This window comes from [Pantoea] beijingensis (assembly GCF_022647505.1).
GTDB classification, from domain to species: domain Bacteria; phylum Pseudomonadota; class Gammaproteobacteria; order Enterobacterales; family Enterobacteriaceae; genus Erwinia; species Erwinia beijingensis.
In genome coordinates, this window is record NZ_CP071409.1 from 495,098 (window position 1) to 508,072 (window position 12,975).

The window sequence follows — 12,975 nt, forward strand, 5'->3', positions numbered from 1 at the left end:
CGGCAAATACACCAGATGAACCAAACTTACTGCGCCAGCACTCGCAGCTCAGCTGCGGAACGACTACGGTGGCCCAACAATGCTTTTACATCACTGGATTTAGGTTTAACCAACGCGAATTTTGCCGACCAGGCTGGCCAGTTCGCCAGGATCTCTTCACCTCGAGACGATCCTGTATGATGCACGTGCTCGGTAATCAGACCGCGCAAATGCTCTTCATGGATCGCCAGGTCATCTACGCTCAGGACTTCGACCAGTTCCGGGTTAACGCGTTTGCGGAACTCGCCGTCCTCATCAAGCACATAAGCAAAGCCACCGGTCATACCTGCGCCAAAGTTCACGCCGGTACGGCCCATCACGCAGACGATACCGCCAGTCATATATTCACAACCGTTATCACCAATACCTTCTACCACCGTTATGGCTCCGGAGTTACGTACTGCAAAACGTTCTCCGGCCCGGCCCGCCGCAAATAATTTGCCACCGGTAGCACCATACAGGCAGGTGTTGCCGACGATGGTTGCTTCATGGCTGCGGAATGCTGAACCTACCGGCGGGCGTACCGCCAGCATGCCACCAGCCATACCTTTACCAACGTAATCGTTAGCATCGCCGGTCAGCGTAAGTTCAACGCCGCCTGCGTTCCAGACGCCGAAACTTTGGCCTGCTGTTCCGTTAAAGTGGGCACGGATAGGATCGGCTGCCAGCCCCTGATCGCCATGGATCGCGGCGATCGCTCCCGACAAGGTTGCTCCAACGGAACGGTCTGTGTTGCGGATATCAAAGTAGAACGTTTTGCTCTGTTTTGCTTCCACAAATGGCATCGCCTGATCGTGCAATGCCTTATTTAACACACCCTTATCAAACGGCGGGTTGGACTCTGTGCAGTACACTTTTTTACCCGGCATAGGTTCTGCCGTTTCAAGCAGTGAAGAGAGATCCAGGTTCTGCTGCTTGGCGGTAAAGCCGTCCAGTTCTTCCAGCAGTTCAGTACGGCCAATCAGGTCTACCAGACGTTTGACGCCCAGCTCAGCCATGATTTCACGCGTTTCCTGCGCAATAAACTGGAAGTAGTTAGTCACGCGGTATGGCAGGCCGTGATAATGGTTTTTGCGCAGTTTTTCATCCTGAGTTGCGACGCCCGTTGCACAGTTATTCAGGTGGCAAATACGCAGGTATTTACAACCCAGTGCGACCATAGGGCCGGTACCAAAACCAAAGCTTTCCGCACCTAAAATTGCGGCTTTAATGATATCGCGCCCGGTTTTAAGTCCGCCATCGACCTGCAGGCGAATCTTATGTCGCAGGCCGTTAGCAACGAGTGCTTGCTGTGTTTCAACCAGCCCTAATTCCCACGGACAGCCGGCATATTTTACCGAGCTCAGCGGGCTGGCGCCTGTACCGCCATCGTAACCTGCGATGGTGATCAGATCGGCATAGGCTTTAGCCACGCCGGTGGCAATCGTACCCACGCCGGGTTCGGATACCAGCTTCACCGAAATCATTGCTTTCGGGTTAACCTGTTTCAAATCAAAAATCAGTTGTGCCAGATCTTCAATCGAATAGATGTCATGGTGCGGCGGTGGTGAAATCAGCGTAACGCCCGGCACCGAGTAGCGCAGTTTGGCAATATACGGCGTGACTTTATCACCCGGTAACTGCCCCCCTTCACCGGGTTTTGCCCCTTGAGCCACTTTAATCTGGATCACATCCGCATTGACCAGATAAGCCGGTGTCACACCAAAGCGACCGGAGGCAACCTGTTTAATACGTGAAACTTTATTCGTTCCGTAGCGCGCGGGATCTTCACCGCCTTCGCCGGAGTTGGAGTAACCGCCCAACCCGTTCATAGCTTCAGCCAGCGATTCATGCGCTTCGGGGCTTAATGCGCCGATAGACATAGCTGCGGTATCAAAGCGTTTAAACAGTTCGGTTGCGGGTTCAACGTCATCCAACGGGATGGTTGCGCCATCAGGCTTTATGGCCAGCAGATCGCGTAGGGCAGCGACAGGACGTTCGTTAACGAGTTTTGCATACGGCTGATAATCGCTGTATTCACCGCTATTAACTGCTTTTTGCAGCGTGGCCACAACGTCCGGATTATAGGCGTGATATTCGCCACCGTGGACGTATTTCAATAATCCACCTTGTTCCAGTGGCTTGCGTTGTAGCCATGCGCGTTTGGATAAGTTCAGCAGGTCCTGCTCAAAGTCGCTGAAATTTGCGCCGCTGATGCGGCTGACCACGCCCTGGAAGCAGAGCCCAGAAACGTCAGCATGAAGACCCACAGCTTCAAACAGCTTCGAACAGCGATAAGAGGCGATAGTCGAAATGCCCATTTTGGACATAATCTTGTATAAGCCCTTATTGATGCCGTTACGGTAGTTAAGCATCAGCGTGCGGTAATCTTTTTCGATCACACCGCTATCTGCCATTTTTGCCAGCGATTCGTAGGCGAGATACGGATAAACCGCCGTCGCACCGAAGCCAAGCAGTACGGCAAAATGATGTGGGTCGCGTGCGCTGGCGGTTTCAACGATGATGTTGGCATCGCAGCGCAGATTCTTATCGACAAGGCGCGATTGAACGGCGCCAACAATCATCGGCGCAGGTACAGGCAAACGGCTGGTACCGATCGCGCGATCGGAAAGCACCAACAGCACCGTGCCGCCTTGAATCATTTTTTCAGCAGTATCGCATAGCGCAGTAATGGCTTCTTCCAGCGACTGTTCCTCGGGATTAAAGGTACAATCCAGCGTATCTGCGCGGTAGTACTCACCTTCCATCGTGGTCAACTGCTGGAAGTCGGAAAACAGCAGGATCGGCGATTTAAAACTCACGCGATGCGCCTGTCCCTCTGCTTCGCAGAAGACGTTCATTTCACGGCCGATACTGGTTGCCAGCGACATTACGTGATTTTCACGTAGCGGATCGATTGGCGGATTAGTGACCTGCGCAAATTGCTGTCTGAAATAATCATAGATGATGCGTGGGCGGCTGGAGAGCACGGCAAACGGCGTATCATCACCCATTGAGCCGACGGCTTCCTGGCCGTTTTCGCCCAGTACACGAATAATGGAATCCAACTCTTCGCTGCTGTACCCAAACTGTTTCTGATAGGTCGATAGCTGGAGATCGTCAAGTTCGCGGCTGCCGACACGATCATCAGGCAGATTTTCAAAGGGGACCAGACGGCGAACATTTTTCTCCATCCACTCTTTGTAAGGGTGGCGGCTTTTCAGATCGTTATCCGTTTCGGCGGAGTGCAGGATTCGGCCTGCCCGGGTATCGATAACCATCAACTCGCCGGGTCCTACTCGCCCTTTTTCAACGACTTCATCTGGCTGGTAGTCCCAGATCCCGACTTCGGAGGCGCAGGTGATCAGTTTGTCTTTAGTAATGACATAACGTGCAGGGCGGAGACCATTGCGATCGAGGTTACAGGCGGCATAGCGGCCATCGGACATCACGATGCCAGCAGGGCCATCCCAAGGCTCCATATGCATGGAGTTAAAATCAAAGAAGTCGCGCAGCTCCGGATCCATATCCGGATTGTTCTGCCAGGCTGGTGGAACCAGCAGGCGCATTGCACGGATAAGATCCATACCGCCACTCAGGAACAGCTCCAGCATATTGTCCATTGAGCTTGAGTCGGAGCCGGTTTCGTTAACGAAAGGTGCGGCGTCCTGCAGGTCCGGGATCAACGGTGTTTTAAACTTGTAGGCACGCGCCCGCGCCCATTGGCGGTTGCCCGCAATTGTATTGATCTCACCGTTGTGCGCCATATAGCGGAATGGCTGGGCTAATGGCCAGCGCGGTACGGTATTGGTGGAGAAGCGCTGGTGGAACAGGCAGATGGCCGATTCCAGACGCAGATCCGCGAGATCCAGATAGAAGCGCGGCAGGTCTGCTGGCATGCACAGACCTTTATAAATATTGACCTGGTTTGAGAAGCTACAGATATAAAAATCTTTATCCTGCAGGGCTTCAACGCGCTTTTCAATACGACGGCGCGCCATGTACAGGCGGCGTTCCATATCACGCGGTCGCCAGCCTGCCGGTGCGTTGATAAATAACTGCTCAATGCGCGGCAGAGAGGAGAGGGCAATCTCACCTAAGACGTCTTCATTGGTAGGCACATCGCGCCAGCCAACGATTGACAGCGTTTCACGCAGGACTTCTTCCTCAACGATGCGGCGACTTTCGCTCGCTTTTTCATCATCTTTATTGAGAAAAAGCATACCAACAGCGTAATTTTTTGCCAAACGCCAGCCACGTTCTTCCGCCACGACGCGGAAGAAACGGTCCGGTTTTTGTAATAGCAAGCCACAGCCATCGCCGGTCTTGCCGTCAGCAAGGATCGCCCCCCGATGCTGCATGCGGGCCAGTGCGTGAATAGCGGTACGCACTACCTTGTGGCTAGGTTCGCCTTCTATGTGGGCGATCAGGCCGAAACCACAGTTATCCTTTTCAAGGGATTTATCGTACAACATATCAGTGAACCTCCCCAGGCTCTGCGGGATTCCCTGCGCCGACGACAGGCAGGCGTAGAAAGGGCTTGGCGACAAGTTTGCGCATCTTGCGCTTATCACGATGTCGCCCCTCTTTAATGGCCTTTAGCGTCGGTGTCACAAGTATTGAGGACTTGCTTCAGAGGGAATCTCAATTACTGCATAAATATGACGAGTGCAACACTCGTCCAGAAAGCTTCCAGCGGATTTCCAAGTTATCGGGAAAGCGTACAGAGGTCAAATAGCGTTCTTAATGTTGATTTTTGTCATATTTTTAAGGTTATCCGATTGATTTAAATGGTTTTTATTGTAGAAATTATCGTGAGATATTGATGATGGCTCGCATCTGAAATGTGAGCTGACTCACTATAGTGCAGTCGCCAAATCTCTGCACCATGCTGGTGCTGATAATATTTGTAGTATTTAATGCTGGTAAAATAAAAAAAACCGCATGATAAAACTATTTTTAATCCTTGTGCATATTTGAATCAAATAGCCTGCCTGCATTAGTAAAATTAATCACGACAGGAGTGATTAATTCTTCGATAAAATTGAATTGTTATTCATTTTGATAAAAGGAAGCCTGATGACCGAGGGAGGTCACTATGTTGAAATGCGCGAATTGCAGAGAATAGCCTATAGACAGACGCGGTCCATCAGATTATGCAGTTGCAAAAATTAGTCAATAGCTTTCTCGCCGCGGGCACCATAAAGCGAGTAAGAAAGGTCTGCACGCACTAAAAAAGGGCGAAATAAGCCATTTTCCCTCTGTGGCGACTAAGTTAGCGTAATTGCGATATGATTGAGCGATTCGAGCTGGAAGGAAGCCCTCTATGAAGCAAATTCGATTGTTAGCACAGTATTATGTTGATTTGATGGTGAAGTTGGGCCTGGTACGTTTTTCACTGCTGCTGGCATCGGCGCTGGTCGTGCTGGCGATGATCGTACAAATGGCGGTGACAATGTTATTACGCGGCCATGTTGAAAGCATTGATGTGGTCAGATCGGTATTTTTTGGGCTGTTGATCACGCCGTGGGCGGTTTATTTCCTTTCTGTAGTTGTTGAGCAGCTTGAAGAGTCGCGGCAGCGCTTGTCGCGTCTTGTGGACAAATTAGAGGAGATGCGGAACCGGGATCTGGAGTTGAATCAACAGATGAAAGGTAATATCGCGCAGCTTAATCAGGAGATTTCAGATCGTATTAAGGCGGAAGAAGCACGCTTGCAGGCGATGGAAAAGCTCACGGAAGAGATGACGCGTCGTGAACAGGCGCAAATTGAGCTGGAGCAGCAATCATCCTTTCTGCGTTCATTTCTGGATGCATCGCCCGATCTGGTCTTCTACCGCAATATCGATCAACAGTTTTCAGGCTGTAATCGGGCGATGGAGTTACTGACTGGTAAAAGCGAACGCCAGTTAATTGGCCTGACACCCAAAGATGTTTATGACGAAGATGCGGCAACCAAGGTATTGGAAACCGATGACAAAGTGTTTCGTCATAACGTTTCGCTGACCTATGAGCAATGGCTGCAATATCCGGATGGCAGTAAAGCGTGTTTTGAAATCCGTAAGGTGCCGTATTATGACCGCGTAGGGAAACGTAGCGGGCTGATGGGATTTGGACGCGATATAACCGAGCGTAAGCGCTACCAGGACGCGTTAGAGAATGCCAGCAGGGAGAAGACTACCTTTATCTCAACTATCAGCCACGAGCTTCGTACGCCGCTTAATGGCATTGTGGGGCTGAGTCGTATTCTGTTAGATACAGACCTGAATCCGGAGCAACTGAATTACCTGAAAACTATCCACGTGTCTGCAATTACCCTCGGCAACATTTTTAACGACGTGATCGAGATGGATAAAATCGAACGTCGTAAAGTTCAGCTTGATAACCAGCCCATCGACTTTACAAGCTTCCTTGCAGACCTGGAAAACCTTTCAGGTCTGTTAGTGCAGCCCAAAGGGCTGCGGTTTATCTTACAGCCGGATCTACCGCTGCCGCACAAAATTATTACCGATGGTACACGCCTGCGCCAAATCCTGTGGAATTTAATTGGTAACGCGGTGAAGTTTACTCAGCAGGGCGAAATCGTGGTTCGCGTCCGCTATACACAGGACGAGAGCTTATGCTTTGAGGTGCACGATTCTGGTATGGGCATTCCCCAGGATGAGCAAGACAAGATCTTTGCAATGTATTACCAGGTTAAGGACCAGCACGGTGGCAAGCCAGCAACTGGAACGGGAATTGGTTTGGCGGTATCACGACGTCTGGCGCAGAGTATGGGCGGCGATATCACTGTACTCAGTGCACCGGGACAAGGCTCCTGTTTTACGGTGGTGATCCACGCCCCGCGTGTGGCTGAAGAGGTGGAAGATGAAAGGCTTGAGGATGAAATGCCGCTGCCAGCTCTGCATGTGTTGTTGGTGGAAGATATTGAACTGAACGTTATCGTAGCACGCTCGGTACTCGAGAAGCTGGGCAATAGCGTTGAAGTGGCGATGACCGGCACTGCGGCGTTGGAGATGTTTGAGCCGGATGAGTTCGATTTGGTTCTGCTGGATATTCAGTTGCCGGATATGACGGGACTGGACGTTGCGCGTGAAATTCATCAGCGATTTGGTGATCGAACACTGCCGCCATTGATCGCACTAACGGCTAACGTGCTGAAAGATAAAAAAGAGTATCTCGAAGCCGGTATGGACGATGTATTGAGTAAGCCTCTGGCGGTTCCGGCTTTAACGGCGATGATCAAGAAATTCTGGGATCACCATAATGAACATAGTGAAGTCGAGGGTAATGCTATGGACGAGAAGAAATTGACGTTGCTTGATATCGCGATGCTGGAACAATACCTGGATTTGGTTGGCCCATCGCTCATTTACCAGAGCCTGGAAATGTTTGAACAGATGATGCCGGGTTATCTCGCTGTGCTGGACTCGAATATGATGGCGCGCGATCAAGCAGGTATAGCTGAAGAGGGCCATAAGATCAAAGGTGCTGCTGGTTCGGTAGGGCTTAAGCATTTGCAGCAACTGGCACAGCACATTCAGAGCCCTGAATTACCGGCATGGTGGGATAACGTGCAAGAGTGGATTGATGAACTAAAACAGGAATGGCGTAATGACGTTCGGGTGCTGCGTGATTGGGTTGCCATAGCAGAAAAAAAATGACCCCGACCGAGGCCGGGGTGCGCTAAATACTGCGCCAACACCAGGGAAAAAGGTCACCTTTGCTATTCTTAGAGAAATCATACGGGGCAAAGGTTTGGTATTGGTTGAAACGCTTAGTTACACCTTAGCAAATCTCTGAATACGTGTTACAAGATTCATTAAAATGTGTGATATGGAACCGCGTTTGCACACAGAAAACATTAATTTGCTGACACAGTCAAGTAAGGAATTAGTTTATGCAGTGTATTGGTGCATTTTTGAACGATTCTGGCACTTTTCGTGGCCATTGCGTTGACGATGTACCTTTTACTCTACCTTCAATTAAATATGCGAATCAGTATACCGTAACGTTCGTAATGAAAAATCTCGCAACCCCTTGTAAAAAATAATAATAGATATTAAAGGAGGCTGATTTCAGGAACAGTTTCCTGGAAGAGTCCTGAACCGATTGTGAGTGAGTTTAAGCTGCTAACCATACTAAGCCGATGTGGCAGCCTTGAGGGATATTTTTAGGGAATCTTAGACTAACTCTAAATAGGCGGTATGCCACCGTCAGTGGAAGAAATTGTGCCTTTAAAGGGAATTTGCAAAAGCTTTCCCATGTTATTTATAAGCAATGTAAATCAATTGAATATGGCGACATAACTGCTCGCTCCCTTGGGATTCGTTATTTCATGAAGGTGATGCATACGACTGGAACCGATCCCATTAACGCCGGTGTTGTGAGGGCTGCGTTTAATCGCTGCGCTATATGAAAATGTTAAGTGAGTGACAAGTGACGGATATGATTGCATGAGAAAGCGTAAGGGGAGGCTGCTGCAGAAGCTAAAAGCCTGGGGATTACGCGTTGTTCTTAGCCTGGTGGGCATCTGGCTTGCAGGTATTGTTGCCTTTGCTTTTTTCCCCGTGCCGTTTTCTGCGGTTATGGTGGAACGTCAGCTTAGCGCGTGGCTCAAAGGGGACTTCGCTTATGTGGCGCACTCGGATTGGGTGGATATGGACGCTATCTCGCCATGGATGCCATTAGCTGCTCTGGCTGCAGAGGATCAAAAGTTTCCAACGCATTGGGGATTTGATGTTGAGGCGATCTCCTCGGTACTGGAAAATGAGCCAGGTGCCAGACAAATCCGCGGGGCTTCAACACTTTCTCAGCAGACCGCGAAGAATGTCTTTCTCTGGGATGGACGTAGCTGGATCCGTAAAGGGCTGGAGGCGGGAATTACGGTGGGAATTGAAACGGTATGGACAAAGCGTCGCATACTGACGGTCTATCTCAATGTTGCCGAATTTGGTAATGGTGTATTTGGCGTGGAAGAAGCTTCACAGCGCTTTTTTCATAAGCCTGCCAGCAAGCTAACGCAATCTGAAGCGGCATTGCTGGCGGCGGTACTGCCTAATCCACATCAGTTCAGAGTCAATGCGCCTTCCAGCTATGTGCTGCGGCGTCAGCAATGGATTTTGCGACAGATGCGGCAGTTGGGAGGGGAAGGCTTCTTGCGTCGGCATAAACTGGATTGAAAGTGGGTCGGCTGAAAGCTGCAGGACGGGATAGGCTATATCCGCCATCGCGGCGTGATTAGTCCTCGTCAAAACCCGCGTTAAAGAGCTCAACCACGGCTGATAACGCCGCTTCCTCTTCGGGCCCACTGGCCTCTACCTCAATATGGCCACCTTTGGCTGAATCAAGCATAAGCAGCGCAATGACGCTGCTGGCCTCAGCCTCTGTTCCCGCTTCGTTACGGAGCAAAACTTCAGCGTCAAAGCTTTGAACCAGCTCGAATAATTTCATTGCCGGACGGGCATGCATACCAAGTTTATTCTGAATTTCAACGGTTTGCTTTACGGTCATGATTTGCGTTTTTCCAGCGTACGATGGCGTGACTGCACGTTTTTGCCACGAGAACGAAAATAGTCGGCCAATTGTTCCGCAATATAGACGGAGCGATGTTTTCCACCCGTACAGCCAATGGCAACGGTCAGATAGCTACGATTATTGGTTTCCAACATTGGAAGCCATAACTCCAGGTAGCTGCGCGTTTGATAAATAAAATTATGAACCTCGGTATGGCGATCGAGGAAGGCTGCAACTGGCCGGTCAAGCCCGGTCATCGGGCGCAATTTAGGATCCCAATGCGGATTGGGTAAGAAGCGAACATCAAACACATAATCAGCATCGATGGGGATACCGTGCTTGAAGCCAAATGATTCAAACACCATAGTCAGTTCACGTTCACGTTTGCCCAATAGACGTGTGCGCAGCATTTCAGCCAACTCGTGTACCGACATCTCTGAGGTGTCGATGATCAGGTCTGCGCGTGAACGCAGTGGCTCCAGTAAATCGTTTTCTTCATCAATGGCGCTCTCCAGCGAAAGATTCTTGCTGGAAAGAGGATGCAGACGGCGCGTATCGCTATAACGGCGAATTAACGTGTTGCGATCGGCATCAAGAAATAGCAACTGTGGAGAGAAGCTTTCCGGGAGGCTGGTTAGCGCTCTTTCAAAAACTTCTGGCGACTCTGGCATGTTACGAACATCGATGCTGACCGCCGCAGACATATTGCGGTCGGCCAATGAGTTCGCCAGTTCAGGCAACAGCACTACCGGCAGGTTATCGACACAATAAAATCCCATGTCTTCGAGTGCACGCAGCGCGACGGATTTACCTGAACCAGAGCGTCCGCTGACGATCATCAGCACCATTAACTTTTCTCCCGATTAATACGGCCTCCCGGCCGCATATGACTTAGTGGCTCTCTTCCTGGTTCTCAGTGATGATATCGTACAATTCTTTATCACTCTGTGCCGCACGCAGGCGACGGCAGACTGTCTTATCTGCGAGGCGCTTTGCAACGAGTGATAAAGTATGAAGATGGGTTTTGCACTGATCGGCGGGAACTAACAGAGCGAAAAGCAGATCGACCGGCTGATTATCGATGGCATCAAAGGCAATTGGCTGATCGAGACGGATAAACACACCAACGGCACGTAGTGTATCTTCTTCCAGCTTGCCGTGTGGGATAGCAATACCATTACCAATCCCTGTACTGCCCATACGCTCGCGCGTAAGAATGGCGTCAAAGATTATCTGGTGCGGAAGATTGAGCTGCTTAGCCGCTAATTCGCTGATAATTTCCAGCGCACGTTTTTTGCTCTGACAGTGTACGCCGCTACGGGTACAGGACTCATTGAGAACGGCGCTTAATTCCAGTGTTAGATCATTGTTCATCATAGTTTCACTTACGTGTTCACTTATGCCTGACTTATTTCGCTACTCTACTCGCCCTGGAGTGAGAAAAGCACCAAATAGTTCACGGCAAAATACGTTAATAGCAACGGGCCGTATATACAGCAGGGCGGAATTTCTTCCGCCCTGTCAAAGGGAAAACATCTGTCTGTAGCTCCCTTGCTGTTTTTAGTCTCTGAGGTCGCAATGGTATCAGTGGCTTACTGCCATACTCATTACTTTGGGCATTAACGTCCCGTCGCCCGTAACGCAATCGTGAATTTAGCGTTGTTTTAACTTGTCTTTGTGTTTATTAAGTTGGCGAGCGAGTTTATCAATTAACCCGTCAATCGCCGCGTACATATCTACCGCTTCCGAGGTGGCGTGCAACTCTCCTCCATTCACATGCAGCGTTGCGTCCGCAACTTGCGTGACTTTTTCCACCTTAAGAACAATATAGACCTGATTGATACGATCAAAGTATTGTTCCAGTTTGGCAAATTTTGCGTTCACAAATTCCCGTAATGGTTCTGTGATCTCAACGTGTTGCCCAGTGATGTTTAGCTGCATAGTGTCTTCCTTCTCAGTTCAGATCAAACCAATTGCTTGCGCTGGTTTGAGGGCGGGATGGATAAAGACTCTCGGTATTTCGCGACGGTGCGCCGCGCAACCATAATGCCTTGTTCTGAAAGCATAGTGGTTAATTTGCTATCGCTCAGTGGCTTGGCGGGATTTTCCGCCGAAATAAGTTTTTTTACCAGTGCGCGAATAGCCGTTGAGGAGGCTTCTCCGCCTCCTTCGGTATTAACATGGCTGGAAAAGAAGTACTTCAGTTCAAAAATGCCTCGTGGGCTGTGCAAATACTTTTGTGTCGTCACTCGGGAAATAGTTGATTCATGCATATCAACGGCCTGTGCGATATCAGCCAGTACCATCGGGCGCATAAACTCCTCGCCCTGTTCAAAAAAAGCCTGCTGTTGTTCGACAATGCAACGCGTGACTTTTAGCAAGGTATCATTGCGGCTTTCAAGGCTCTTAATCAGCCATTTAGCTTCCTGCAGGTTGCTGCGAATAAATTGTGTATCGCTATCATTACGCGTACTGGCACCAAGAGAGGCATAATGCTGGTTGATTTTTAAACGCGGGACGCTGTCTGAATTCAACTCAACGACCCAGCGGGTGTTGTTCTTACGCACCAGTACGTCAGGAATAACATATTCTGGCTCGCTGGTATTGATCGACTGGCCGGGCCGTGGATCCAGTGACTGGATCAGCAGCACTGCAGCTTTCAACACGTCTTCTTTAAGGCGTGTGACGCGCATCAGGCTGCGGAAATCATGGTTGGCCAGCAGATCAAGGTGTTCGCTCACGATCAGGCGGGCTTCTTTTAACCATGGAATATCCGCGCCGTACTGTGAGAGCTGAACCAGCAGGCAATCACGAAGATCGCGGGCACCAACACCAACGGGATCAAAACGTTGGATTCGTTTCAGGACGGCTTCAACTTCATCCAGCAGTACGTCTTCATCGCCGATGCTGTCACGGATCTCTTCGAGGCCAGCGGTAAGGTAGCCCATATCGTCAATAGCGTTGACGAGCGAGGTCGCAATCGCGCGATCGGTATCGGTAAACGGCGTGAGCTCAACCTGCCACATCAGATAATCTTGCAGTGACTGCGTCGTTTCACCCTGGTAAATCGGTAATTCATCATCGCGGTAATCAGTACCGGTACCCGAAGGTGTTCCTGCCGTATAGATCTCATCCCAGGTTGCATCAAGGGGGAGTTCTTCCGGCATATCTTTCTGTTCCAGCGCTTCTCGCGTATCAAGCGCTTCGCTTTCCTGATATTCCCGCGCATCAACTTCGTCGTGAATATCGGTCTGCTCAAGCAGTGGATTGCTTTCCAGCGCCAACTGAATTTCCTGCTGGAGTTCAAGCGTAGAGAGCTGTAGCAAACGAATAGCCTGCTGCAATTGCGGCGTCATCGCGAGCTGTTGGCTAAGCCTGAGTTGCAAACCTTGCTTCATGTTCAGGTTATCAATTCCTAAAAAAACATGCGTGGAAAAACACC

8 protein-coding genes are annotated in these 12,975 nt (G+C 50.0%); 2 read left to right on the top strand and 6 right to left on the bottom strand.

Going from position 1 to position 12,975, the window contains the following annotated elements; genetic code table 11:
* Positions 1–26: 26 nt before the first annotated feature.
* The gene (gltB, locus tag J1C60_RS02280) at positions 27–4,493 is read right to left on the bottom strand and encodes a glutamate synthase large subunit (RefSeq protein WP_128178622.1); all 4,467 of its coding nucleotides are present in this window, start codon (positions 4,491–4,493) and stop codon (positions 27–29) included.
* Between the two features lie 851 nt (positions 4,494–5,344).
* On the opposite strand from gltB, the gene arcB reads away from it, so the two are divergent.
* Together arcB and mtgA are read left to right on the top strand one after the other, a co-directional pair.
* On the top strand, positions 5,345–7,681 hold the full coding sequence (arcB, locus tag J1C60_RS02285; RefSeq protein WP_128178621.1) for an aerobic respiration two-component sensor histidine kinase ArcB: 2,337 nt from the start codon (positions 5,345–5,347) through the stop codon (positions 7,679–7,681).
* A 792-nt stretch (positions 7,682–8,473) separates the two neighbouring features.
* Complete coding sequence (gene mtgA, locus J1C60_RS02290) at positions 8,474–9,199, top strand: monofunctional biosynthetic peptidoglycan transglycosylase (RefSeq protein ID WP_128178620.1); 726 nt, start codon at positions 8,474–8,476, stop codon at positions 9,197–9,199.
* A 58-nt stretch (positions 9,200–9,257) separates the two neighbouring features.
* On the opposite strand, the gene npr is transcribed toward mtgA, so the two are convergent.
* The 5 genes from npr to rpoN all read right to left on the bottom strand — a co-directional run bounded on the left by npr (position 9,258) and on the right by rpoN (position 12,931).
* Positions 9,258–9,530 carry a PTS phosphocarrier protein NPr gene (gene npr / locus J1C60_RS02295; protein ID WP_128178619.1) on the bottom strand — a complete coding sequence of 91 codons (273 nt, stop codon included), beginning with the start codon at positions 9,528–9,530 and terminating at the stop codon, positions 9,258–9,260.
* The gene (gene rapZ, locus J1C60_RS02300) at positions 9,527–10,381 is read right to left on the bottom strand and encodes an RNase adapter RapZ (RefSeq protein WP_128178618.1); all 855 of its coding nucleotides are present in this window, start codon (positions 10,379–10,381) and stop codon (positions 9,527–9,529) included. Before rapZ ends, npr begins: the two co-directional genes overlap by 4 nt.
* 43 nt (positions 10,382–10,424) lie before the next feature.
* Positions 10,425–10,907, bottom strand: coding sequence for a PTS IIA-like nitrogen regulatory protein PtsN (gene ptsN, locus J1C60_RS02305; protein ID WP_182611412.1), 483 nt, complete (start codon positions 10,905–10,907; stop codon positions 10,425–10,427).
* Positions 10,908–11,186: 279 nt separating this feature from the next.
* A complete protein-coding gene (gene hpf, locus J1C60_RS02310; protein ID WP_128178616.1) occupies positions 11,187–11,474 on the bottom strand; it encodes a ribosome hibernation promoting factor in 288 nt (95 codons plus the stop codon).
* Between the two features lie 23 nt (positions 11,475–11,497).
* On the bottom strand, positions 11,498–12,931 hold the full coding sequence (gene rpoN / locus J1C60_RS02315; protein WP_128178615.1) for an RNA polymerase factor sigma-54: 1,434 nt from the start codon (positions 12,929–12,931) through the stop codon (positions 11,498–11,500).
* Positions 12,932–12,975 lie beyond the last annotated feature (44 nt).